This window comes from Brevibacillus brevis (assembly GCF_900637055.1).
Lineage (GTDB): Bacteria > Bacillota > Bacilli > Brevibacillales > Brevibacillaceae > Brevibacillus > Brevibacillus brevis.
In genome coordinates this window covers 6,178,728-6,203,469 of sequence record NZ_LR134338.1, presented here as the reverse complement: position 1 = coordinate 6,203,469, position 24,742 = coordinate 6,178,728, and the positions used below count along the sequence as shown (strand labels likewise).

Annotated in this window: 19 protein-coding genes; 16 read left to right on the top strand and 3 right to left on the bottom strand. The window is 45.3% G+C overall.

Features of this window, described 5'->3' with window-relative positions:
* Positions 1 to 389: 389 nt before the first annotated feature.
* From EL268_RS30090 to EL268_RS30085, 3 genes are all read left to right on the top strand, one after another.
* Positions 390 to 1,502 carry an aminopeptidase gene (locus EL268_RS30090; RefSeq protein ID WP_106654830.1) on the top strand — a complete coding sequence of 371 codons (1,113 nt, stop codon included), beginning with the start codon at positions 390 to 392 and terminating at the stop codon, positions 1,500 to 1,502.
* A 529-nt stretch (positions 1,503 to 2,031) separates the two neighbouring features.
* Positions 2,032 to 2,202 carry a hypothetical protein gene (locus EL268_RS33030; protein WP_157696815.1) on the top strand — a complete coding sequence of 57 codons (171 nt, stop codon included), beginning with the start codon at positions 2,032 to 2,034 and terminating at the stop codon, positions 2,200 to 2,202.
* Positions 2,203 to 2,277: 75 nt separating this feature from the next.
* Positions 2,278 to 3,210, top strand: a complete 933-nt coding sequence (locus EL268_RS30085; RefSeq protein WP_106654828.1) for an RluA family pseudouridine synthase — start codon at positions 2,278 to 2,280, stop codon at positions 3,208 to 3,210.
* Between the two features lie 91 nt (positions 3,211 to 3,301).
* On the opposite strand, the gene EL268_RS30080 is transcribed toward EL268_RS30085, so the two are convergent.
* Positions 3,302 to 4,315, bottom strand: coding sequence for a hypothetical protein (locus EL268_RS30080; RefSeq protein WP_106654827.1), 1,014 nt, complete (start codon positions 4,313 to 4,315; stop codon positions 3,302 to 3,304).
* A 139-nt stretch (positions 4,316 to 4,454) separates the two neighbouring features.
* On the opposite strand from EL268_RS30080, the gene EL268_RS30075 reads away from it, so the two are divergent.
* From EL268_RS30075 to EL268_RS30055, 5 genes are all read left to right on the top strand, one after another.
* Positions 4,455 to 5,078: a YhbD family protein gene (locus EL268_RS30075; RefSeq protein WP_106654826.1), complete on the top strand. Its 624-nt coding sequence runs from the start codon at positions 4,455 to 4,457 to the stop codon at positions 5,076 to 5,078.
* A gap of 14 nt (positions 5,079 to 5,092) precedes the next feature.
* The gene (locus tag EL268_RS30070; protein WP_106654825.1) at positions 5,093 to 5,821 is read left to right on the top strand and encodes a polymer-forming cytoskeletal protein; all 729 of its coding nucleotides are present in this window, start codon (positions 5,093 to 5,095) and stop codon (positions 5,819 to 5,821) included.
* A 126-nt stretch (positions 5,822 to 5,947) separates the two neighbouring features.
* The gene (locus EL268_RS30065) at positions 5,948 to 6,574 is read left to right on the top strand and encodes a TetR/AcrR family transcriptional regulator (RefSeq protein ID WP_106654824.1); all 627 of its coding nucleotides are present in this window, start codon (positions 5,948 to 5,950) and stop codon (positions 6,572 to 6,574) included.
* Positions 6,575 to 6,605: 31 nt separating this feature from the next.
* Positions 6,606 to 7,838, top strand: a complete 1,233-nt coding sequence (locus EL268_RS30060) for an efflux RND transporter periplasmic adaptor subunit (protein ID WP_106654823.1) — start codon at positions 6,606 to 6,608, stop codon at positions 7,836 to 7,838.
* Positions 7,835 to 10,951: an efflux RND transporter permease subunit gene (locus tag EL268_RS30055; protein WP_106654822.1), complete on the top strand. Its 3,117-nt coding sequence runs from the start codon at positions 7,835 to 7,837 to the stop codon at positions 10,949 to 10,951. Before EL268_RS30060 ends, EL268_RS30055 begins: the two co-directional genes overlap by 4 nt.
* Positions 10,952 to 11,089: 138 nt before the next feature.
* Here EL268_RS30055 and EL268_RS30050 read toward each other — a convergent pair whose 3' ends face one another.
* Both EL268_RS30050 and EL268_RS30045 read right to left on the bottom strand, forming a co-directional pair.
* Positions 11,090 to 12,151, bottom strand: coding sequence for a DNA sulfur modification protein DndB (locus EL268_RS30050; protein WP_106654821.1), 1,062 nt, complete (start codon positions 12,149 to 12,151; stop codon positions 11,090 to 11,092).
* Positions 12,151 to 13,236, bottom strand: coding sequence for a DNA sulfur modification protein DndB (locus EL268_RS30045; protein WP_106654820.1), 1,086 nt, complete (start codon positions 13,234 to 13,236; stop codon positions 12,151 to 12,153). Before EL268_RS30045 ends, EL268_RS30050 begins: the two co-directional genes overlap by 1 nt.
* Positions 13,237 to 13,549: 313 nt before the next feature.
* Here EL268_RS30045 and EL268_RS30040 point away from each other — a divergent pair, with 313 nt between their 5' ends.
* The 8 genes from EL268_RS30040 (at position 13,550) to EL268_RS30005 (ending at position 24,674) form a co-directional block, all read left to right on the top strand.
* The gene (locus EL268_RS30040) at positions 13,550 to 14,845 is read left to right on the top strand and encodes an HD domain-containing protein (protein WP_106654819.1); all 1,296 of its coding nucleotides are present in this window, start codon (positions 13,550 to 13,552) and stop codon (positions 14,843 to 14,845) included.
* Entirely contained in the window at positions 14,838 to 15,365 is a 528-nt protein-coding gene (locus EL268_RS30035; protein ID WP_056486801.1) for a YwgA family protein, read from the top strand. The genes EL268_RS30040 and EL268_RS30035 overlap by 8 nt, the downstream gene beginning before the upstream one ends.
* 192 nt (positions 15,366 to 15,557) lie before the next feature.
* Entirely contained in the window at positions 15,558 to 15,941 is a 384-nt protein-coding gene (locus EL268_RS30030) for a thioredoxin family protein (RefSeq protein ID WP_232030166.1), read from the top strand.
* Between the two features lie 36 nt (positions 15,942 to 15,977).
* On the top strand, positions 15,978 to 16,862 hold the full coding sequence (locus tag EL268_RS30025) for an S-layer homology domain-containing protein (RefSeq protein WP_106654817.1): 885 nt from the start codon (positions 15,978 to 15,980) through the stop codon (positions 16,860 to 16,862).
* Positions 16,863 to 16,955: 93 nt separating this feature from the next.
* Positions 16,956 to 20,870: an ABC transporter permease gene (locus EL268_RS30020; RefSeq protein ID WP_232030165.1), complete on the top strand. Its 3,915-nt coding sequence runs from the start codon at positions 16,956 to 16,958 to the stop codon at positions 20,868 to 20,870.
* 66 nt (positions 20,871 to 20,936) lie between these two features.
* Complete coding sequence (locus tag EL268_RS30015) at positions 20,937 to 23,735, top strand: lipase/acyltransferase domain-containing protein (protein WP_106654815.1); 2,799 nt, start codon at positions 20,937 to 20,939, stop codon at positions 23,733 to 23,735.
* Between the two features lie 25 nt (positions 23,736 to 23,760).
* Positions 23,761 to 24,093, top strand: a complete 333-nt coding sequence (locus EL268_RS30010) for a hypothetical protein (RefSeq protein ID WP_106654814.1) — start codon at positions 23,761 to 23,763, stop codon at positions 24,091 to 24,093.
* 83 nt (positions 24,094 to 24,176) lie between these two features.
* Positions 24,177 to 24,674, top strand: coding sequence for a YwhD family protein (locus tag EL268_RS30005; protein WP_106654813.1), 498 nt, complete (start codon positions 24,177 to 24,179; stop codon positions 24,672 to 24,674).
* The last annotated feature ends 68 nt before the right edge of the window (positions 24,675 to 24,742 follow it).

Sequence of the window (24,742 nt, the reverse complement as noted above, 5' to 3'; positions counted from 1 at the left end):
CCTACCTATGGTTTTAGGTACAGTAAACCGACTGTTCACCCGAGAACATGGCCCGCAATTCATATCGGGAAAAAGACGGAAGCGGTTCAGGCATCCTGCAGCTTCTAGCTTTGGATAGGGTTGTAAGAGGCAGTGCCCCTTAAGAGAGGCCCTACCTAAGCGAAGATAACTACAGAAAACACCATGAACTCAGCACTCCCGTCTTTCAAATTTTTTACATAGGTAAACTCTTGTTGATTAGAATACTCGAAAGAGTTGAATTTATGCAAGATAATTTTTTAGTTTCTTTCGAATAGTACCAAGAACATCGATAATTGAAAAAGGTGCTTTCATTCGGTAAAATATTTTTTACAACAACCAAATCATGCTAGAAATGTGGGGGATATCGCATGCGGGATGCACGCATCGTTAAGTTGGCTACAAATTTGCTGAGCCATTCTGTACGCCTGAAAGAAAAGGAAAGCTTGTTGATTGAAGTTCGTGGCGAGGGTCACGCTTTGGCGAAAGAATTGGTTAAGCAGGCGTACGACTTGGGAGCCTATCCGTTTGTACGGATTATTGACCCGTCTATCCAACGTGAGCTGATGCTCGGTGCAAGTGCAGAGCGTGCGACTCATTTGGCGAAATGGGAAGAGCCAATGTACAAAGATTTGGATACCTATATCGTCATCAATGGTCCATCCAATGACAGCGAGATGGCCGATGTTCCGGTAGAGCGTCGTCGTGCGCATCAGAGTGTGATGCAAGAATTGCATGATTACCTGACCAACAATGTACGCTGGACACTGCTCAACTACCCGACCACCGCTTTGGCGCAAAATGCCAACATGTCTACCGTTGCTTTTGAAGATTTTTATTTTGACGTATGTTCCGTTGACTATAAAAAGATGCACGAAGCCTTTTTGCCTTTGCAGCAATTGATGAATCGCACGGACAAAGTGCGTCTGGTCGGACCGGGAACGGATCTTCAATTCTCGATCAAGGATATCCCTAGCGTCATCTGCTCCGGACTGCGCAATATTCCAGACGGCGAGATTTTTACAGCTCCTGTACGTGACTCTGTGAATGGAACCATTACGTACAACACCGCAACAAGCTACATGGGCACGAAATTCGAAAATGTGTGTCTGAAGTTTGTAGACGGAAAAATCGTTGAGGCGACTTCTAACAACACAGATCGACTTAACCAAATTTTCGATACAGACGAAGGAGCACGCTACATCGGGGAATTCGCAATCGGCGTGCATCCATACATCCTGCATCCAATGAATGATATCTTGTTCGATGAAAAAATTGCAGGCAGCTTCCACTTCACTCCAGGACGTGCATACGACACCGCAGATAACGGTAACCGCAGCCAAATTCACTGGGATATGGTAAACATCCAGCGTCCAGAGTACGGCGGCGGCGAAATCTGGTTTGATGATGTGCTGATTCGCAAAGACGGTTTGTTCGTTTTGCCAGAGCTGCAAGGACTCAATCCGGAAAACTTAAAAGGGTAAGTTGGTACAACAGAGCCATCATGCTTAGCGTGGTGGCTTTTTTCGTTTTTTAACGTAGCTTTCGGTGAGGGAAGAAGCGCATTTCCAGTCTACGCTTCGGCTTACGCCCCGCAAGGGGGATTGACTGCCCGCTCCGGAATAAATGGCGGGAGATTTATTCCGGAGCTAAGATGGGCTCCAGAGGCGCTTGACTGGAAATGCGCTTCTTCCTACGGAGCTTTTGCCTACTTCTCGAAAGTACTGTTTTTTATCATAAAAACTTCTTTGAATAACAAACAAACCGCTCTAAAAGCACGGAGTAGATACAAGCTGTACGCAAGCACTGTCACATGTCTGGAAGGAGACCGCCCGAACGAAGAGAGGATACAGGCGACTGGAAGACATGTGGCAGGGCTTCCCCCGACCACCATCGTCTGAATTCAACCATTTGTATTGTTTACTTTTTATACAAAAATGTTTGTAAAGTGCGAAAACCGGATGTATACTTAATATAATAAAAAGTATAAAAATAACTCGAGGGGGAATTTTTGTGAAACTGCTTAATCAAAAAAGCTGCTTACATGCCTTTTTTACATCGGGTCGAATCGATTTGGAATATCGCGGTTGTGAAGGCTGCATCACACAGCTCCTTGAAATGGGACAAAAGGAAGAGGTACCCGGATTTGATCAGATGCTAGTTGATATATGGCTGTACCGGTAGTCGGGCTGGACAGACGAGCATCTCTGGCATCCTTTTGCTACAATAAGAAAAAAGCATGGAACAGAGGGATTAGACGTGAGCCGCAAAGATTGGATCGAATACATCGTCAGTGAACAAGACACGGGAATGAACGTGGAACAAATCGTCCGGCAAAAGCTCAACGTGTCGGGGCGTATGATGCAGCGGCTGACGAGAAGCAAAGGGATTTTGCTCAATCGCAAGCAGCCCTTCCTCCAAAGACAAGTAAAAGCAGGAGATACAATCGCTGTTCGTGTCATCGAGAGACAAGAGCAAGCGCCTAGGCAGCCCCGGCATGATACGAAGCCCGAGGGACCAATCACACCAATGCCGTCCATCGACATTTTGTACGAGGACGATCATCTCTTGATTGCAAACAAACCAGCAGGCATGATGGTGCATCCAATTAAACAGGAGACTGACACATTGGTACATGCACTCGCTGCCGTACTGGCGGCACGGGGTGAGCAGACGAGCGTACATCCTGTGCATCGGCTAGATAAAGATACATCAGGAGCGATTCTCGTAGCCAAAAGCAGCTATGGTCATCAATTGGCTGACAGGCTGTTGCGCGAAGGAGGTATTCATCGCGAGTATCTTGCGGTTGTCAGTGGCGTGCTGTCAGAGGAAGCTGGAACGATTAATGCGCCAATCGGCCGGGATGTGCGTCATCCTACGAAGCGCCGTGTCGTGGAGAGTGGCGATCCTGCCATCACGCATTACGAGGTACAACAGACCTCTGAGGGAATGACGCTCGCGCGGGTCTGGCTGGAAACGGGTCGTACCCATCAGATTCGCGTTCACTTCGCCCACATTGGACACTCGCTTGCTGGCGATACGATGTACGGGGGAGCGAGAGGTTTGTTACGCCGACAGGCTCTGCATGCTTCGAAGCTGTCCTTTTTGCATCCGCTTCTCGAAAAAGAGATTGTAGTCGAGGCACCGGTACCATCTGATATGAAACGCTTGATGCAAGCGGAGTTTACATAAGAACGGGCAACAAGCTGAAACCACCTATAATAGGTGGTTTTATTTGTGTATTTAATAAAGGGAGATTGTGTCCGGCCAGCGTCCAGTTTCGCTAGTTAATCAAGCCATTTTCCGGCGTAACGGCGAAATCATAGAAGATTCCTTTTTTGTTGATCGATGCCGTAATAGTCGGTTTCCCCTTTTTCGTAAACGTGTAAACGTTATATTTGGACGAAACATTGTATCCGGTTAGATCAAGGTTGAAGACCTTTTTCATTATCGGGTTGGCAGCAGCAATCGCCTTTTCTTTTGTAAAGAATGGTTTGGCGAACACCTTGGGAATATCTTCGTCCGCTGTATAGTTCTCATTTATGAACTCGCTGATCAGGGTCGCTGCCACCACTTTCCCTGTTTTCGCCCCTATGACGATACTGTATTTCCCTTCGGTATCCATGAAATCCCATACTTGATCCAAGCGTTCTTTCGATTCTTTCACCAGTGTTACCTCAGGGAGCAGCGCCGATGCTTTACCGTTGGAAAGAGACTTCAGCGCCTTTTGCGCTGTATCGATCACTTCGGGGTTTATTTGCTCGTTTGTATAATGCAATTTCGCAGAATTGACCTTCCCGGTGGCAGCGTCAATGCTGACCGATGCATGTTGCCCTTTGAACAGCCAAATGTTTTGTTTTTCCCAGTTGATCCGTTCTACCCAATCAATCGTAAAGGCATGCTGATTATCCATTCCTTTTAACGTGCTCGTAACAGTATTTTGCAAATCAGCTGCCACTTCGCTAAGTTTTAATTTTACGTTTACAGATACAACCTTTCCCTCCTGCTTGGTAACGAGCACCTCACCTCTGTTGTTTTTGGCCGCAATCACCCAGCAATCTGCCGTTTCTCCCTTAATCTCGTACAGTTCGATCGGCACGCCGCCAGCCTGTTTTTGCATTGCTTGTTTGGCCGCTTCTACGACATTTTTGTCTAGTTGTGCGAGGGTCTTCATTTCTGGCTTTACGGCTGGCGCCTGACCAGCTGCGTATGCTGGTGCTTGTGTGTTTGTAAAAGGAGATGCTACGGACAACAGCAAGGCAATCATACTTGTTACTGCTAGTGTTTGTTTTTTCATGTGTCATTCTTCCTTTCTGCATTCAAATCACTTATTTGATCCAGCTGATCGGATTTTGTGACAATAATCAGAGTATCAAACAGTCCGTAGTTGAATAACGTAACAGTGTTATGTTACATTGTTTTTGGAGGTGCTTCACTTGGACACAAATGTAATCTCGAAGAAGGACCTACTGGAGCTAACAGGCATTTCGTACGGACAATTGTACCGTTGGAAACGAAAAAACTTGATTCCAGAGGAGTGGTTCATTCGCCGAGCAACTTTTACAGGGCAAGAAACCTTTTTCCCACGTGAACAGATTTTGGCTCGAATCGACAAGATCCTGAACATGAAAGACGACCTGTCGCTGGATGAATTGGCGGACATGTTTTCACCAAGTATGAGTGGAACGTCGTTGACCGCAGATGAATTATTGGCACGAAACATTGTTTCGACTACTTCTCTAGAAGTGTTTAACGTTTTTCTCGGGAGCTTACGGACCTTTACCTTCCAGCAGGCACTATACGCCTATGTGTTGGAAAAGCTTTTGGCGGCAGGAGACTTAAGTGTAGATGAAGGCGGCGGATTGCTGCAGGTAATGGCTAGCCACTATCCCAAATTCGAAGGGAAGCCTTGCGAGCTGATCTTTATGCGCAAGATGGGGATTTCCACGTTCGTGTTGGTGTCTGGCTCTACCGAAATGTATTTTGATAGCGGTGTAAAGGTAGTGAAACGGCTCGATCTAGCCAATTGCATCGAGGAATTAAAAGGAAAATATTTGTAGGGGGAGACCATACCATGCAGAACGAGAATAAGAACAAGCTAGATTTGATCTTTCATGGGGCAGTGAATGCTACGGGTGGCGTATACAACAAAGTAGATGTGCAGGGTTACGGCAAGATTAATGGCGACGTAGAGTGCGAGTCGCTTCATTGTGCGGGACATGTCAGTATCACGGGAGATCTTACTGGCTCTTCGGCAAGAGTAGAAGGCAACGCGTCGATTAAAGGCAAAGTGAAAATGGATACGTTATCTGTATACGGACAGCTTGATGTTGGGGACGATTTGAATTTTACGAGTCTAAAAGTCGGTGGCAATGTCAAAGTACAGGGCAATATGGCAGGAGAGGATGTTAAGGTTCACGGATCATTGAAAACCGCAGGGGATTGTGAAGCCGAAGTGTTCCGGGCAAACGGTGCGTTTAGTATCGGAGGGCTGCTGAATGCAGGGCGAATCGAGGTACTTCTGCATGGCAGCTGTGAGGCAAAAGAAATTGGCGGAGAGTACATCGAGGTGCGCCGAACAGGCAATAGCACTTTGGGCAAGTTGTTGAAGCATTTTCTCAACAATACCTTGTCTGTAGAGACGATTGAAGGAGACGAAATCTATCTGGAAAACACAAAGGCCAAGGTCGTTCGCGGCAACAAGATCGAGATTGGTCCCGACTGCGAAATTGACTTGGTCGAATACAGTACAGAATGCAAGCAAGACCAAAGCTCACAGATAAAGACACTGACACAACGGTAAGGCTGACAAGGAAAATTCACATTCGAAACTGCATGCAAGTATTTACATGCATGCAGTTTCTATATATAATGGGCTTGGAAAAATATGAAAATGCAAGTAATTGCTTGCTTGGCACGGAGGTGCGTTATGGATCACCCAGATATAGAACAGAAGCTGGGGGGGAGAGGCGAAGAGGAACAGGAAACCCGTGAGCGAATTTTATCGGCCGCACGTCAGCTAATGGCACAAAAGGGATACAAGGGAGCGACTACACGCAAGATTTCTGAAATTGCAGGGGTTAATGAGGTGACGGTATTTCGTCACTTCAAGAACAAGGTAGGCATCTTGAAAGAGCTCCTGAAAGAAATCATGGATGTCCGAGAGCAGCTGGAGCAAGGGTTGCAAGGCGAGTTTTCTGACCTCAAGGAAATGCTGGTCAGCTACGCACGTACGTATTACGGCTTATTGGTCGAGCGCAAAGAAATTTTCATGATCTGCATGATCGAAGCGGATAACCACCCGGAAGTCGTACAGATGTTCAGCAGCCTGCCGATGACCGCAGTCGAGGTATTGTCCAACAAGCTCCTAGCGTTTCAGGAGCAAGGGCATTTGCCAAAGGCAGATCCGTTCACGGCAGCTCTTATGTTCGTCTCCACTTTCTTCTATGCCTTCATGGCGAAGTATCGGGTCAATCTCGATCTCGAAATGGTAGAAGAAGAGCTTTTTGAAAATGCTTCTGAAATCTTGCTACAAGGCATCAAGGGACTCAAATAAACAGCATAGCTACATAGGGGCGGAGGAAGTCATGAAGAGAAGATGGCTTGTATCTGTAATGATGATCGGACTTTTGGCAACGACGGCTTGCAGCGAGCAACAACCTGCTTCGGCACCCCAGAAGGAAGTGAAGCATGTCGTCGTTGCACAAGTGAAGAAGGAGCAGGCTGTTAGCGTCACGGAGTTGTCTGGTACGCTGGCACCTTTGGAGGAAGCATTCGTCTCTTTTGAAGTAGGCGGTCGTATCGTGGAGATGAACCGAAAAGAAGGAGACACGGTCAAAGCGGGAGATGTGCTCGCCCGTGTGAACGCCACAGATTATTCGCTCCAGGTTGCTTCGTCCAACGCTGCCGTGCAGCAGAGTGCAGCAAATCTTAGCAAGGTAAACAATGGCGCGAGAGAGCAAGAAGTGACGCAGGCGCGTTTGCTTGTGGAGAAGGCAACAGTGGGACTACAAAAAATGCAGGATGATTTCAACCGGATTGAAAAGCTCTACCAGCAAAACGCCATTTCCAAAAGCGAGTATGAAAGTGCACAAAATGGACTGACGATTGCGCAAAAGGATTTGCAAAACGCACAGCAGTCTTATTCACTGGTTACGCAAGGGGCTCGTGCGGAAGACAAACAGTTGACGCAGGCTGTATACAATCAGACGATTATCGCCAAGGAAGTGGCAGCCAATACACTTGCCAAAACGCAGCTTCGTTCGCCGATTAACGGGACGATCATCGCCAAGCTCTCGTCTGCGGGCAATTTGGTCGGTTCAGGTACCCCCGTCTATCAAGTCGGCAACATCGACACATTAAAAGTCGTATTGCCCGTTCCTGACCGTGAGATTTCGGCATGGAAAACAGGCGAGACGATCTCCCTTGACCTGTATGGACAAAAACGGGATGGCAAAGTGACAAAAATATTTCCTGCCACGAACCAAAATACCGGAACGATTGGCGTAGAGGTCCAAATCGCCAACCCAGCTCGTGACTGGTTTGCTGGTCAGGTGGTGAAAGCGACCAAAACGGTAACGGGACAGGAAGGTGTCTACGTACCAGTAGAAGCAGTCATCAGCAGAGGAAAAGATGACGCGCATGTCTTCGTCAATGCAGGCGGCAAGGCTGTCAAAACAAGCGTAGCCATCGGGCAGATTGTAAGTGACAAGCTCGAGATCAAAAACGGATTAAAAGAAGGAGACCAACTGATCGTCAAAGGGGTGGACCGTTTGTTTGACGGTGATCCAATCGAGGCGGCAGGAGGTACACAACCGTGATTAAGTACATCGTACAAAAGCGCAAAATCACGCTCCTGTTTTTCAGCATGATCGTACTTGTAGGCTCCCTGAGCTTTTTTCAACTGCCCAAGCAAGAGATGCCGGATATTATCGTGAACATGGCGACAATCACGACGGTTTACCCGGGAGCTTCACCGGAAAAGGTCGAGCAGGCTGTTACGAAAAAGCTGGAAGAAAAAATCAATGAATTGCAGGGACTTAACTATATATCATCCTCGTCTTCCCTCGGAGTCTCTTTTATCATGGTGGAAGCAAAGAGTGACGTAGACCCGAAGCAAAAATGGGATGAATTGCGGAAGAAGGTAAAGGACGCAGAGGCTGATCTGCCAGCCGATGCGAAACAACCGATCATCAATGATGATTTGAACCGTACGTTTGTCCAATCGTTTGCGGTCACTGTTGACACGCGTGAAGAATTGTACAGCATGCGTACCATGTTGAAATCGTGGAAAGAACAGCTGCGGACAATTCCGAACGTAGCGGATGTACTGGTGGAAGGTTTACCGGAGCAGGAAGTCCACATCGAGGTGGATACGCAAAAGCTGAGCCAGTATGGGATCACGTGGAGTCAGGTGATGATGGCTGTCAAAAAGGAAAATGAAAAAATCCCGCTTGGCGACCTGACCACAGAAAAACGGACCTACCAGCTCAAGCTGGCGGAAAATACAGATGTCGAAGAACTGAACAAAGTCATTATCTCCCGTTCAAATGAGGGCTTCCCGATCTATCTGAAGGACATCGGATCGGTCAAAATGACGACGGAGACGGTGAAAACGACTTCGTATTTCAATGGGAAGCCTTCGATCACGATCAGCGTCAACGCAGAGACGGGAAGTGATGTGCCGTCCTTGCAGAAGCGCGTAGACGAGATGATGGTAACTCTGGATAAAACACTTCCGGCGGGGGCCGAGAGACACTCGATTTACAGTCAAAATGAACGCGTGGATGAGCTTTTTAGCGACCTGACCCGGGAAATGATGATTGCCATCGTCGCTGTTTTGGTGGTGTGTGCACTCGGATTAAATCTGATCACATCGTTGGTAGTAGCGATGGCGATTCCGATTTCCTTGGCTGTGGGGCTTATGTTCCTGCCGTCTCTGGGTATTTCACTCAACATGATCTCGATCGTTTCCTTGATTATTGTGCTCGGGATCTTGGTCGATGACGCCGTGGTGGTCAATGACAATATCGAGCGGAGACTGTCTGTCCTGGGCGAAAAACCGATGGCTGCGGCGGTTAATGGTGCCAAGGAAGTATCGATTTCAATCACGACCGCTACGCTGGCTACGATCGCGTCATTTGCTCCTTTAATGTTTTTGAGCGGCAACGTAGGGCAGTTCATTCGTCCGGTTCCGGTGATTATTTCGATGACGATGCTGGCGTCGATGGTCATGTCGCTGACGATCATCCCGATCTTTCGCCAATGGTATGAACAACGAAGAAAGGCTGGCGTAGAAGGGTATCGCAAGCCGGCTGGACTGTTGGGGAAACAATTGTTGCAGCTGACCAAGTGGTATGCGAGCAAGCTCATGCCGAAGATTTTGAAGCGACCGCTTTTGGCAGGAATGATTGGCGTATTGATTGGAACGGCGGCATATGGATTAATACCGCTCACTCCGGTGGAATTGTTCCCGAACGATGATCGCCCGCAATTTCTCATCGATATCCGTCTACCCGTGGGCCACAGTCTGGAGGAAACGGACCGAGTGGTGCGTGGGACGGCAGACTGGGTGTTGAAACAGCCTGGCATCGAGACAGTATCTGCGTACGCGGGAGGCAGTGCACCGAAAATGTTCGGCGGAGATACAGCTGTCGGAAGTGGCATTACCGTCGGACAGCTAGTGGTTCGTTATCATGAAAAAGAGACCCATCTCGAGAACATGCTGGAGCCGTGGACGGAGGAATTCAAAAAGCTGTATCCGGAAGCGAGTATCTTGCCGAAGCAGCTGGAGGCAGGTCCACCGGTTGGAAAACCAGTCGTGATTCGTTTTTATGGAGAGGATATTGAGACGCTACGCTCTCTTTCTGCACAAGCAAAAGAAAAGGTTGCCGGATTAGAGGGAACGTACAATGTGCAAGACGATTTCGGGGTAGAACGCTACACCTTGGAATTTGTCATCAATAAAGAGCTGATGGAGCAAAAGCTCGTCAACTACACGGACTTGTCCACGACATTGCGTCTGGTGAGCGAAGGCATTACCGTCAGTGAGTTTGATACGGGCTCAGACCTGATTGATATGAAGCTGTTCTTGCAAAAAGGCGAGGAAGATCCTGCCTTGCTGTTCCAGCGACTAAGCATCGCCAATGCGCGTGGAGAGCTGATTCCGTTGTCACAGCTCGCGGAAGTAAAACCGACTTTCAGTACACAGACGATCCCGCATCGCGATTTGTCGCGGAGCGTGACAATTACCAGTGATCTGAAAGGTAGAACGGCGACAGAAGTAATGGAAGAGATCAAGCCGATGCTCGATAGCATGTCCTTTCCTGAAGGATACCGCTATGAGATTGGCGGCGAGACTTCCGAGCAGACGGATATTTTTATCGACATGGGCAAACTCTCGATTCTTGTGGTTTTCCTGATCCTGATTTTGATCGCGATGCAATTCTATTCCTTGACCATTCCCGTACTGGTTACCAGTACGATTTACCTCGCTGTATCGGGGAGCTTGATTGGATTGTTCGTGACTCAGACGCCACTTGGCTTTATGACAATGATGGGGATTATTGCGTTGGCGGGTATCGTGGTGCGTAACGGGATCGTTTTGATCGAGTTCATCGAGGAGGCACGCCATACAGGCATGGAGCTGAAGCAGGCAGTTATTTCTGCGTGTGAGGCACGACTGCGGCCTATTCTTTTGACCTCGCTTACAGCGATTGCAGGTATGATGCCGCTAGCTATTTCGGGTGACGTTTTGTTCAAACCGCTTGCGGTCACCATTATTTCCGGCTTGGCGTTCTCGACACTTTTGACCTTGATCGTTGTTCCGTCCTTCTATATGGTTCTGACGCAGCACAAGATCAAAAAGCTGGCGAAAAAAGCCGCGAAGCGCCCGGATTTGTATGGGCCTGAGGCAGAGACTCATGATGGGTAATTAAACATTTAAAAGGAAAATAAACAGACATGAAAAATGTAGCCAACAAGATTGTTTTGGCTACATTTTTTTATGATGTATAAAAATGTGAATATAACATAATGAACTCTGTCAGTTAAGAACTAGTAGTTAGGTTGTTTAGCCTAGTTCTGATTGTAGGATTTCCAGTAGGTCATTATGTCTTGAATCAACAAATGCCTTAAATTCGTATGGCGAATTTTTTCTAGCTATAATCATGTGTGGATGCCAGATTGTATTACGAATAGACCAATCAATAAGTCCTAGCAATTCAATTTCTTCTTCCCAATTATCAATCCATGTGATTTCTGACTCACAATCTATAATTATTTTGTTGTGTAGGTGTAGAGCTAATGCGTTTTGCAAAGATTCATGTCCTAAGACATACTGTAAAACGTCTCCTGGGGTATTAGGGAGAACGCCAAATAATAAAGAAAAAAACTTATCTAAAAAACTAAAAAGATCATCATACTGTTTTTTTACTTGTGCTTCATTTTTATTACTAAGTGACCTTTTACCGAAAAGAAGAATGCTGATAAATTTCTTAATTCTTACACTCGTAGAGAAGTGTGTATTTCTTGGACGTAAAATTTTGCTTTTGTTGAATTCAATCTGAACTGCCTGTAAAGAACTTGATGAGTTGAATATTTCATTGACAAGAATATTCATTATATCTCTTGTGTCGTAACTTGTGACAAGTGACATAGAGACTCTTCTTGCATTCGAGTTTATATCTGAGAATAGTCTTCTCTCATCATCACGGTCTAATCCAAAATAAATTTGAACAGTCATATAGCTTTCTAAAACTTTTTGTTTTTTTTCATTATCAGTAATAGTAGAAACCATTTTTTCAAAGGATTTAATTCTATGCTGACCATCAATTACAGTTAACTTTATGTCAGGTGGTATAGTAAGCTCCTGATCCTGTGGACTATAGTAATAATGAGGATTTTCTGGAAATGAGAAAACTAGAGATGGTAAGAATACCCCGATATTGCCATCAAGGCTTTCAATATACTTAATTATCTGAGGGAGTCTATTGTAAGATAGATCTCTATTAATTGTTGAGTCTATTCTATAAATGTTTAATATATCTTTGACTTTAAGTTGAGATGTCATAATACCTTTGTCATTTGAGAAATTTATTAAACCTATGGTTCCAAAGGCTTTAATATTGAACATTATTTTTTGCCCCCCTCAAAAATTTTTTCCAAGTATTGTGATATTGATTTTATTGTTCTTACCCCCGTTGTAAAATTGTACTTCTTAGTATTTGGATTATAACTTACAGCTAAATTTCTTAATTCTTTATTTTTGTGAGTCCAATCAAATGATTTAATAACTCTTTCAAATAATAATTCCATACTTATAGCTGGATTTTTTTTCTGTATAGTATAAATGAAGAGGGCAATTGACGAGATGATATTTGGAATGAAAATTATGTGTTTGTTTCTATCGTAGGCATATTCTGGGGCGTATTTGATTAATAGAGTGAGAAATTCTTCAGTTCTTTTTTTGTATAATTTATAGTTGTCTGGATTTATCTTGCTTTTTATGACCATCGGCCCGCCTAATAACCCTTCATTTAATACGTTAATTAGTGAGTAAAGAGTAGCTGATGTCATTAATTTAGTTCTTGTTGTTTTACTTCTAATTTCAAATCGGTCTTCTGAGATTGATGGATGATTTTGAATAATTTCTTTAACTAACTCACCACATAGATCATTATTTTTATACATAATGAGAAGAGTATTATTTACTCTTGAAGACTTGGTATTTATGTCAGTGAAGAGTTGTCTTTCTTGATCAGTTGTTAGATTGGTGAAAATTTGAATGCTGAGAGGGAAATTTAGAATTTTTTTTAACTTATCTTTATTTATAGGGTCATTTTTTAATTCTAAGCGTTTTGTTAATAATTCAAATGCTTTAATGCGATGTTGCCCGTCTAAAATGTACATTTTATCGTCTAAATCTAAATGGAAATCGTTAGTTTCATTATGAAAGGTTCCTTTACCTCGTGCTGAAAATATCATGGGTGGAAAATATATGTCGTTTCCATCTAAGCCATATTGAATATATTTAGATATGTTTGAAATTTGTTGTTCAATCGTATCTCTTTGAACGCTTTTATCTACGTCCATAAACTTTAGTATATTATTCACTGTGCATTGTGTTGATATCACACTATGGTTGAATTGGATTCCTTGAACTCCTTTTAACGTTATGTAGTGGGATGTAGTGCTCAAGGTGGATAAATCTTTTATCATAGAGTCTCATCTCCTGTATTTTCTGTTTGTGTATTATTTATAGTATAGATCAGTTTGTAGATTTATCAATATTCTAATGATTCTGTTTAGTATTTGGGTATTTGTTTTCATTCGATGTAAAACTTATTAATATTATGACTTCTATTTATATCAAGATTAAATGACTTTTTATATTTTTTGAAAAGAACATACGTTTCTGTTTGTGGTTGTTTTTTAATCAATTATAGAGTTATTATCTTATGAGAAACTGATATGATAAAGACAACAACTCATTAATCATAAAAAGAGAAGTTACAGGAAGGGAGTGTCCAGGATGCAACAGCCCCAGCTTCTTCATGAAGAAAAGGTATTCAAAGACCCTGTCCACCGCTACGTCCACGTGCGTGACAAATTCATTTGGGATTTGATCAACTCGGCAGAATTCCAGCGTTTGCGCCGAGTCAGGCAACTGGGCACCAGTTTTTTTACCTTTCATGGTGGAGAGCATAGTCGTTTTAACCACTCGCTTGGTGTATATGAACTGATGCGCAGAATTTTGGAGACGTTCGAAGGCCGTATTCAGTTGACGTATGAAGAAAAGCTGCTGTGTCTATGTGCGGCTTTGCTCCACGATGTGGGCCACGGTCCGTTTTCCCATTCGTTTGAAAAGGTGTTCAAGTATCACCACGAGGATTGGACGCGCGCCATTTTGCTTGGAGATACGCAAATCAACCGAATTCTTCGTCGGTTTGATGATAGCTTCCCGAAGAAATTGGCAGAAGTGATTAATAAGACATATGACAATAAACTGATCGTAAGCCTCATCTCCAGCCAGCTCGATGCCGATCGGATGGATTACTTGCTGCGTGATGCCTACTATACGGGCGTCAATTACGGCAATTTCGAGATTGAGCGAATCTTGCGCGTCATGCGGCCGCAGGAGGATGGCATTGTCTTTAAATTCAGCGGGATGCATGCTGTCGAAGACTACATCATGTCTCGCTATCAAATGTACTGGCAGGTCTATTTCCATCCTGTGACACGAAGTGCAGAAGTAATCCTGTGCAAAATTTTCCAACGGGCGAAGCTCTTGTTCTCCCAAGGCTATCCGTTCATGCAGGAGCCTGTGATGCTGCTTCCTTTCTTGCAGGAAAAGGTAGAGCTCGCTGATTATTTGGCGCTCGATGAATCCATTATTCTTTTCTATATGCAGCTCTGGCGCAGAGAGCAAGACCCTGTGTTGAAAGATTTGTGCGCCCGATTTTTGGACAGGAATCTCTTTAAATACGTCGAATATAATCCGAGGGATTTCCGCTTGCTGACTGAGCTGAAAGAACTATTTCAATCTGCCGGAATTGATCCGATGTATTATTTGGAGGTAGACACGACCTCCGATCTTCCGTATGATTTTTACCGTGCCGGAGAAGAAGAGGAGCGCATTCCGATTATGCTCCAAATGCCTTCAGGTGAACTGGTCGAGCTGTCACAGAAGTCAGAAATTGTACAGGCCATTAGCGGAAAGCGGCGCTTTGATTACAAGCTGTACTTTCCATTGGATAAAGTCATGGCTTTGCCGGGGGATCTCTCCCGTAAGATTCGAGAACGTCTGGGAGTGATGGAGGATGCTTAATCGTCACGCCAAGATCATACGCCTGATTGAGATAGTCGGCGAAGTGAGCGGGCGAAAAAAATTGCAAAAGATGGTGTACATAGGAAAACATCTGGAGATGGATTTCGATGAGCGCTACGAGTTTCACATGTACGGTCCATATTCGGAAGAGCTGACGCTCAGAGTAGATGAGCTGTGCAACATGGGGCTTCTGGATGAGCAAATGGAGAGTAAAGGTGCCATTCATATGTATCGTTATTCTTTGAACGAAACTGGTCATGATTTTCTCAAGTTTCATGAGGTTGACTTCGGTAGTGGAGAACGTGCCATTTTGCGTATGAACGAGGAGAATTCCCGTTTTCTCGAGCTGGTTTCTACGATTCTGTATTTCAACCACCTGCCTTATGAGGAAATGAAGGGCAAAATCTTTACGTTTAAAAGCAAGCAGCGCTACACCGAGGAAGAGATTCAAAAAGGGCAGGCGTTTATTGAAGAACTCCGTGCGCTGATGAAGGAAGACGGCGGCACTGCACTTATGTAAAAGGGAACATCATACGAGGACAAGCACGGCGTACGAACTTGCAAGAGTTGTGGTACGTCTTTTTTTTATACATGTCAGCCAGTCCAATGGGGCTGGCTTTTTTTGTCTCAGTTTGGAGCTGCATAATACGGGCATCGTTCTTTGACAAGTGCATAGTTATGGAACATTTTGATTAGCGAAAGGGAGATGGACATGAGTAGAAGCAAGCAATGGTGGCTGTGGATCGCGCTCGGTGTGGTTATGCTTGCCGTCGGTATAAGTGCGTGGGGTACAGCCAGTGCACATGAAGTAAGAGTGGTGTACGTCTATAGTGATAGCTGCGTCTATTGTACGGAGTTTGGGCCGACATTTGAGAGAGTCGTAAAGGAGTATCCTCCGGAAATGATCCAACGACTGGACATCCATAAGCAGAAAGAGCTGGATGAAGCGTCGCGCCTTGGTGCAGAGGCAACCCCCACTGTTTTTGTCGTCGAACAAGGTAAGGTGGTCGACAAGCTGGAAGGAGCTGTACCCGAGAATACGTTGCGAAGCTTTTTGCAAAGGAACCTAAATCAGACTCTTTCTAAAAATGGATAATATAGGTAAAATATCCGGTAAAGAGGGGGTCATTCCATGAACAAACATGCAATAATGTCATACCTACTAGCATCTGTCCTTGCAGTGGCAGGGTTTATTGGAGTTGCTGACAGTCCTACCGTACAAGCGAAAGCGTCAGCGAAGGATTACGCTTCACATACAGCAAAGGCAGCCATTGATTTCGGTGTACAGAAGAAATATTTGTGGCTGGATAGCAAAGGGAACTTTTATCCGAATAGTCAAATCACGCAGGGGCAGTTTATTGCCAGTTTAGTAGCCATTCGCGGATTGAAGGAGGTAGCTCCCGTACCGCAGCTCCCAGCAGGGCACTGGGCGAAGATGAGCTATGAGAAGGCGCAGAAAGCTGGGATTTTGGAAAATGTGAAGATTGATCCAAACCGTTTACTTACTAAAGAAGAAACTGCATTGCTTGTATTTAATACGTGGAAGCCATATAGAGGTGAAAAAAGCCCGAATCTAACTAATACCGGTGCGTTGGTTACTTGGGGATGGATGAAGCCAGCACCAAATGGTCAACCAAAATTCCGCGAGGATTTGCCAGTGCTTCGCAGTGATGCTGCTGAAATTTTACAATTTATGTGGCAGGATAAATGGCAGCTTGAGCAAGGTAGAAAATATGCAGATGAATTCCATAAAAGCTTGAAAGTAGTAAATGGGAAGATTACAGGAAAAGTCCCTAAAGGGGATGGTAACTTTTTGATTAGAGCAATGTTTATCACTAACGGTGATGGAAGAAATGGATTTTTAAATAATGAGTCGTTCTCAGTTTCTGTCAGTACAGTTAAATCTCTTACCTTCCAAGTGATTAACTCGAAAGACTCCGGAATAGCTGGGGGATATTGGTATCCCAAACTTCCCAAGTTTGATCGAGAAAATCGCACAAAAAAATTCTATCGCTAGGTTGAGGGTACAAATATGAATAATAAAATGTACAAGCATAGATATCTACTTTTTTCTGTGCTTTCCTTCTGTCTTTTGATAGGAGTGATCGGAATGCATCCTCAGATCGCTGACGCTGCTCCCAATTTACATGGAATCAAAATCGCGACCCATATTGATTCCTATAAGCGACTGGCGCCAAAAAACGGCTTCGACACAGTTTCTATTCAAACTATACCTGCATCTCTAGGGGCGACAATAGCTCAGATAGAAATTGATAGAAATATTGATGGACAGCCAGTATTGGTATTTGCTGACGTAGATGAAAATGCGGATAAAGGATGGTACTTCGTAGATGATTCGGAGGCTCCTTATTGGATCAAGCGATTTGGTGGAAATCCCAATTTTATTCTCGGTGGCTCTGCAAATGTGTATAGTAAAGAAGTAACGAATGAAACTGGCTTTGACAGCAAACCCTACCAAGCCTACAACCTCGCAGAACTAGCCTCCGCCTCAGGCGGCGCCGGCTACACCAAAGGAGACAACCTCGTCCCAGACGGCAAAGGCGGATACATCTCGGTAGGCCACTTCCGAACAACCCCGCAGCCAACTGGCAGCATAACCACCAACAAAACCAAATACAACCTCAACGAAACAGTTGAGATCCATGCAAATGCCACGGACTTTTCTTACTATGACCGCGGCATTTTTGTATGGTCTTTAAATGTGATCAACAAGACGACAGGGCGTGGATACAAAAGTCTCCTATCTAATCGACCATTCAACGATCCCAGTACCGCCGTTCCCACAGTAAACGAGACAAGCAGTCCCCCAGGCTACAAGTGGACCTATAAAAATACCGAATATAAGCCTACCGAGCCAGGCGTGTATGAAGTATCGCTAACAATCACTGACCTGCATCAAAGAAGCCGCCAAGGATCAAGCAGCATAAACGTTTCCACACCTTACACAGCACAATTCACAGTAGGTGATGGAATCCCACCGGAAAAACCCGATCCCGAAAAGCCTGACCCAGGTCCAGCATGTTCGATCGGATCAACAAAAACCAAACTGAACATTCAAGTCGTGGGCGACAAGGATATTAAAGACCACAATGCTGTTGCAAGTGGTGGCTCAGATATCGCTGTCGAAAAAAATGCCGAAATCACTCTCTATGCCAATAAAGCGGGGAAGTTCACCATGAATGGTTATGACATGAAGCATGGAGCGAATGGCAACAGGAAAGTAGGGACAGGAACCATCGGGAGCTCTGGACGGGTAAAAGTCGTATACATCAGTGATGATGGAACAGAATGCTGGGAGAAATATTTTAGAGTCAAGTCGCCAGACGGCGAAGACTCATGCCCCATCGTTACACTGTCGGCATCTGCAGTGAGAAACGGTGAAACGATTGAGATTATGCCGTTTGACACGCTGACGTTCCATACCAAATACACAACCAAATACGGAGATAGCGAGGAAGCATCGCTCAAGTGGGATGTAGCACTTCCAAACGGAAAAATCTATACCTTACCAGTCGAGGAAAGTGACAATGGCAGATGGCGATCCTATCATTCCTCCACCTTAAAACTACCGTATGGAAATGTTCACGACCCGTATGACGTTCAGTTTGAGCGAGGAAAAACGTACAAATTGAAACTTAACTTCGATGGGACACAGTGGAAGGATCGGCCTGACTGCAATTGGGAAATCACGATCATAGTAAAAGATGCCTCCTGCACCATAGCGGACCAAAAAAAGGTGAAATTCCTGGTACACAGTGAGCCGCCGCTACCATTTTCTCCAGAAGGCGAACTGATGAATGGATCAGCCAGTTCAGGATATACACTGACAGATCCGGTATATTTCAAATACTTTACTAATGTCGGAGACCACTACGATACCAATCTATCGTTTTCCTCGAAGGTATCCGGTACTTGGTATTTGAAGACCCCCGAAGGAAAAACAGCGTTAACCGACAAGCTTGCAGCGGACGAGCAATTCAGGCTCATATTGCCAGTCACTGTGGATGTTGGTGATGAAGTTGTACTGCTGTTCGAGTCCGAGACGGGCTGCACGGGTGAGGTGAAATTCACCATTGAATCTGACCAAAAATGCCGGGATATTTTGGTGTCTGTAGAAATTGATCTGAAAAATCAAAAGTGGAGCAAAGAAATTAAACGTGGAGAAACAATTGAATTAGCAGCAGATGAAATTCCAGACGGGTATCGTTTTCACATGTTTTTATCCGAGGATAGTCGCTTTTCGATGAGGTGGTTCGATCCGGCCACAGGAAACTGGGAAAGAAAGCGGAATGGAAAAGAACTGGATGGATCAAACACCTCCACAAATGGACATTGGGTATATTTTCCGGAAGATGGGAACGATCTTCTTCTAGAAGGTCTGTACAAGGTGCAATTTTATTCACCCCAGAGTGATGGCTGCGACGGTCATTATTTTGTGCAAATCGGCAAAGGCTCTCCAAAACCGGATGGAGAGAATTTGCTTATTGTGAAATCGAGCTTTCAAATTGATCCGAAGAGCCCTCAAGCCCCAGGAACCGATGCGACGATTACATTCAACGTGAAGAATGCCGGGAAATTAACGCATGATACGAAATTAGCTGTTCGGTGGGCTAGTTCAGAAAAGGAAACCAGCTTGGATGTGAAGGAATTCAAGCCGGGTGAGGTGCGTAAGATTACGGTTCCGACGAAGTATCCGCAAAAATCCGAGGATTTCATCGCCCATATCAACCCTGCGAAATCCATGCCGGAAAATGAGACGATCTGGACGGACAATCGTGCGGCTTGGCCAGTGAAAATAATTGGTGGGGAAGTTCCCGAGCCGCCTGGTGGTGGAGGCGATTTTGATGGCGGTGAAATCGGTTTAGAGATTTATGACAGTGATCGTCGACAGCTACAAAAACTGCCGCTACATGCAGATGGCGTGTGGGAACGTGAGCCTGCTACGATTCGCGTGGTCATTGATCAGACGAAAATAAACGAAGGCTTCCAAAAAACAGAGCAGGAGCTCAATCAGAAGATAACGGAATTCAAAGCACAATTGGAGAGCTCAGTCAGCGGAGACAATATCAAAAACGTATCCGTCACTGCGAATCCAGGGTGGATTTCGGATGCCAAGAGCATGGCAGTCTATACACCACCCCAGCTTGATCTAAAGCTGACAGGCCCCGGAGCGCCGATGCAATGGCAGGTAAGCAGTGCATCTACAGGCGCAGAGGTCGTGTACACAGGAACCACTGTCCCCACGCAGACGACTTGGCGCCAAGTACTCCAATCCCAAAAGTACAAAGCAGAAATCAACGGCTTTGTTATCGTGATGGATTATCAGGTCGATTTTGAACTGTCCTACGAGAGCTGCGCAACGAACGACGAAGATGAAGCGGTGTGTGAACCACAGAACATATCCAAAACAATGGCAGGACGCTATACCATTACGGTCAAAGGGGGAGAGCGCTCCTTTGAAGTATTTGAGCCGAATGCAATAGGCTCGATTCGCCATACAGCCGAATGGGAAGGGTATCATGCCAGAGACCGGTATCCAAACAGCCAGCCAAACGATTACTACGCAGGGGAGCGCATCTTGACACAAGTGGAGCTGCAGGATCGACACCGCCATCCTGTGAGCAACCAGTTTCCTGTCGTGACATCTGCACGGGCGTGGATTTCAGAAACTGGCTTGCGCCAAACGCCGTTACAGTCGTTGTTAGCCTTGCAACAAGCGACTCCCCAGATCTGGAGAGGACCCTCCTATTCCGCTTCCAAGCTAGGAACTCGTGAAGTGGGAGTAGATACGCCTTTGATGGGGGATAAACAGCATGGCTTCCAAAAGGATGCGAGCTACGCAGTCTATTACTCCGTTTCCTTTCGTTTTGACGTGAACAAAGGCTTCCCCTATCAAAATAAAGCCTCCGGGCAAGGGCACGAGCTAAAAGATTACCAACTCCCCTTCCGTATCATTGCAAATGCATGGGAACGACAAGGAATCCGCAACCATACGACTCAGTAAAAATATTTGCACCCCCTCTCTGTCTTTTTCTACTGTAAAGCTAGAAAAAGGATGAGGGGGATTTTTGTGGGAATAATCACGCGTCGGTTGCTATGTGTACTTCTCCTATTCGCTTTATGCTTGGGAAATACAGTGGAACAGGGCTGGGCAAAAGAAGAGGAGATATTCGTAGAGGAAGCGTGGGCATGGATCGACGAGGGAGAGGTGCGTTTTCAGGCACAATTATCGGGTGCTCCGGATAAAGTCGAGCTTTCTGTCAATCAGGACAGCGACAGCAAAACTCGCTCTTTTCACGAGGAGTCTCATATTTCCCTCGCTGTAATGCCTATGGATGATAGCCCTATCCAGATAACGATGTTCATAAATGATTCAGACGAGCCGTTACGTAGTTGGGAGCTATCGTTGCCTGAACATATAGAGCTGACAGAAGACAAAATAAAAATCAAAAAGACGCCTTGGGATGAAATGGCTGCCGATCAGGAAGAACCACTAGAGTTGATCGAACTAGAGATCGAAGACACAAACGCAGCTCCAGCAGAAGAGGAAGAACAAGAACAGGAGCAGGAGCAGGAGCAGGATACCACCGATGAAGAGCTTTCGCGGCTGGCAGAGGAATTTTATGCGCATTTTTCAGGAGAGAATAAGCCAGAAGAAGCGGAACTGCGCAATAGAGAAGCTCGCTTTGAAGTAGAACCGAATGATACGTTGGGCAGCAAATCGGACTGGCTATTTGACGGAAAGGACAGCCATGGAAAGATTAGCAGCAATGATGATGTGGATTTTTGGAAAATCAGAGGAACAACAAATGGACAGATGAATATATCCCTCACAGATATTCGGGCAAGCGAAGACTACGATTTGTATGTGTATGATGAGGAGGAGCGGGAGCTGGCCCGTTCAGAGCAGCAGGGAAATGAGCCTGAGTTAATTGAGGGACTGGCACTGGAAAAAGACAAATGGTACTACATCAAGGTCGTTGGAAAGCAGGGTTCTTTTTCGAAAGATTACTACTACCGTTTGCGAGCTGATTTTTTCGCGGATCAAGGAGGGGGCAAGGCAGACGGATACGAGCCGAACGACGCAATGGAAGAGGCCTACGAGCTGGATGCGTATAACCGAAAGATCGTAGGAAATCTTCATTCAAAGACGGATGTGGATTTTTACAGCTTATCCTTTAAGCTCTCCTCTACTGTGGAGGTCTCCCTCAAGGATATCCCTGCTGGAATGGATATGGACGTATTTCTGCTCGACGAGACTGGAAAAGTAGTCGCCAGATCAGAGAAAGCGAAGAATTCGGATGAACATATTATCTTCAACGCCTATCCTGGAACCTACAAAGTCAAGGTCATGGCCAGCAAGCGCTCGGGATTTACCGCTAACTCGTACAGTCTTTATATAGGAGACAGAACGATTCCGGTTATCTTAATCCCAGGAGTAGGTGGATCGCGACTCGAAGTGGAGCAGAATGGAAAGAGATCGGAAATATGGTTAGCACTTGGCGATAGTCTCATTGGTATTAATGATCCCAAACACCGCAGGCTACTCTCTCTGGAGCCGATCAAGCCAAACAGTGTAGATGTACAGCCAGTCGTACGTGATGCGACGATCCACCCGGAAAAAGATGATTTTTACGCTATCGAATATCTTTCCTATGCGCCGTTTTTAAAAGAACTTACCGAACAGTATTACAGCATGGTAAAGGAACTGGAGAAGGCGGGGTACAAAAAGCACCGCACCTTATTTGCACTGCCGTACGATTGGCGATACAGCAGCACCAAAAATGCCAAACTTCTAAAAGAAGAAATCGATGCCGCACTGAAGGCAAGTGGGGCAAATCAGGTGCATTTGGTGGCACATAGCATGGGTGGGCTCTTGGTAAAAGAGACACTTCTATCCAATGTGTCGTACCAGCGCAAAGTGAATCTTGTCGTTTATATGGGAACACCCTTCCTTGGCTCTCCACGGGCATATCAGGCTCTTAAGCACGGATATAATTTTTCGATCCCTTGGCTGGATGAGGAAACAGGGAAAGTGATTTCTTCTTATGCACCTGCCGTTTACGAGCTGTTACCCTCCAAAAAATACTTTGAAACGGTTGGTTTCCTGAAAAAGAGTAACATTCAGTACTACACCTACGACGAATTTTTAAAGGACAAAAATATTCGCCTCGACTATGCGCCGCTCGTCAGACATGGCGGCAAGATGCATGAAAAGTGGGATAACAAAACGATCAATGTTCCACAGTATTCCATCGTGGGTACAGGCCAAGTAACACTGCTAGGTTACTTTTATGATTCTTTTTATAACGAATGGTCGCCGATTCACGATCCTGGCGTTGGGGATGGTACTGTCCCGTATATGAGTGCCAATTACGCCCAGAAGGATATGAAAAAACGATACTACGTGAAAGGCGAACACGCCAAGCTGCCGACCATACCAGAAGTCATTGATCAAGTAACGCGATTGTTACAGGGAGATGAGGAATCACAACCAGGATTGCGCAATGCTCCGGACCAACATGCTGACTACTTGTACTACATCATTGCACAAGATGACAAAAGCTTTCCTGAAGTGACGATACACAAATCCGGTCAGAGCTTTACGCTCGACGCCAATAAAAAAGAAGTACGGGAAGATCTGTCCATTGAATACCACGATCGCATCGTTGTCATCCATGTTCGAGATGGTGAAGACCTGGAATTCCAGCCGCCTGTAGCTGTAGAGGGAGAGGAGCCAGCGCGTTTTCTGATCAAACGTTTCTCTTCAGATGATTCGGAGCGTTACAAAGAAACAGGCAGACGTTACGTGCTCGATGAGCGTGGACTGGCAGAGGTAGAAGAATCTACGGATTCCAATGATGTGTAGTCATCAAAAGCAAGGAGAGTAAGACATGGATGATAATTGGTTTGTCTGGTTCATACTCGGTCCTTTCGTATTCTCATTGATGTTCGCGGGGCCTTTGATCGGTTTACTCATCGCCTCTTTCATTCGCTTCACGCTAGGATTTCGAGGTTGGTTAATCTTTCTAAGTGTCCTTTTTATCAGCTTTGTGTACTACTTGTTTATCGTTCCCTCCGACACGATGCTAGGTGAACTGTTAGTTATGAAGGTTGCCATGGCGGTACATACAGCCGTCGTAACGATCCTGGTCATGTCGGGCATCGAAAAAATCATCCAGCTCGTAAACAAAAACCGAAACACCCAAAAGCCTATGGATAAATAACTGGGCACATAGGCAAATTGCGTCATCGTACGTTTTTCGAGTAGAATAAAAGGAAGGAGAATGATTGTCTGGAGGTTATTCAAATGGATATTTTTGATAATAAAAAAGGCGGCTTTACCATCATGAGTGGAAAAACCGATGTACACGGAGGTTTTGGTCAAGGTGTACTCGACCTGAATGCTGTGTCCTCGGTCATTATCGATGGGGACGAAGCGTACATTGACATGGGCGCCTTGCATGCCAAAAGTTCTGTAGAAAAGGGCATCAAATGGACGACAAATAAAGAAGAAGTACCAAATGGAAAGCCTTATTGGCTCGTTTGGGTAACCGTTGATCGCAATGAAGCGGGTCCTTATTATGCAGGCGCAACTGCGTGCTACATGGAAATCGATCGGGAAGCGCGTCGGGGCTACAAAATTTTGGCAGATCACGTGAATCGCATGGATTACTCCATGAAGAGACGTATTATGCTGTCCGACCTATCCGAGAAGGAAAAAGCCGCTCTGAAAAAGCTTTTGATTGAAAATAACGCGGACATGTATGAGAATTCCTCCGAGGAATTAAAGCGAAATTTGTCCTGAAGTTGGAAATCGTGAACGGTCTGTGAACAAATCGTGAAATCAATTGTTCACACAATTGAAGTCAGGTA

What these genes read in the sequence shown, in the direction of transcription:
- EL268_RS30020 (WP_232030165.1), top strand. Translation starts at nt 16,956, where the DNA reads ATGCATCCTCAGATCGCTGACGCTGCTCCCAATTTACATGGAATCAAA.
- EL268_RS30070 (WP_106654825.1), top strand. Translation starts at nt 5,093, where the DNA reads ATGCAGAACGAGAATAAGAACAAGCTAGATTTGATCTTTCATGGGGCA.
- EL268_RS30065 (WP_106654824.1), top strand. Translation starts at nt 5,948, where the DNA reads ATGGATCACCCAGATATAGAACAGAAGCTGGGGGGGAGAGGCGAAGAG.
- EL268_RS30050 (WP_106654821.1), bottom strand. Translation starts at nt 12,151, where the DNA reads ATGTTCAATATTAAAGCCTTTGGAACCATAGGTTTAATAAATTTCTCA.
- EL268_RS30060 (WP_106654823.1), top strand. Translation starts at nt 6,606, where the DNA reads ATGAAGAGAAGATGGCTTGTATCTGTAATGATGATCGGACTTTTGGCA.
- EL268_RS30005 (WP_106654813.1), top strand. Translation starts at nt 24,177, where the DNA reads ATGGATATTTTTGATAATAAAAAAGGCGGCTTTACCATCATGAGTGGA.
- EL268_RS30035 (WP_056486801.1), top strand. Translation starts at nt 14,838, where the DNA reads ATGCTTAATCGTCACGCCAAGATCATACGCCTGATTGAGATAGTCGGC.
- EL268_RS30045 (WP_106654820.1), bottom strand. Translation starts at nt 13,236, where the DNA reads ATGATAAAAGATTTATCCACCTTGAGCACTACATCCCACTACATAACG.
- EL268_RS30010 (WP_106654814.1), top strand. Translation starts at nt 23,761, where the DNA reads ATGGATGATAATTGGTTTGTCTGGTTCATACTCGGTCCTTTCGTATTC.
- EL268_RS30025 (WP_106654817.1), top strand. Translation starts at nt 15,978, where the DNA reads ATGAACAAACATGCAATAATGTCATACCTACTAGCATCTGTCCTTGCA.
- EL268_RS30080 (WP_106654827.1), bottom strand. Translation starts at nt 4,315, where the DNA reads ATGAAAAAACAAACACTAGCAGTAACAAGTATGATTGCCTTGCTGTTG.
- EL268_RS30090 (WP_106654830.1), top strand. Translation starts at nt 390, where the DNA reads ATGCGGGATGCACGCATCGTTAAGTTGGCTACAAATTTGCTGAGCCAT.
- EL268_RS30030 (WP_232030166.1), top strand. Translation starts at nt 15,558, where the DNA reads ATGAGTAGAAGCAAGCAATGGTGGCTGTGGATCGCGCTCGGTGTGGTT.
- EL268_RS30040 (WP_106654819.1), top strand. Translation starts at nt 13,550, where the DNA reads ATGCAACAGCCCCAGCTTCTTCATGAAGAAAAGGTATTCAAAGACCCT.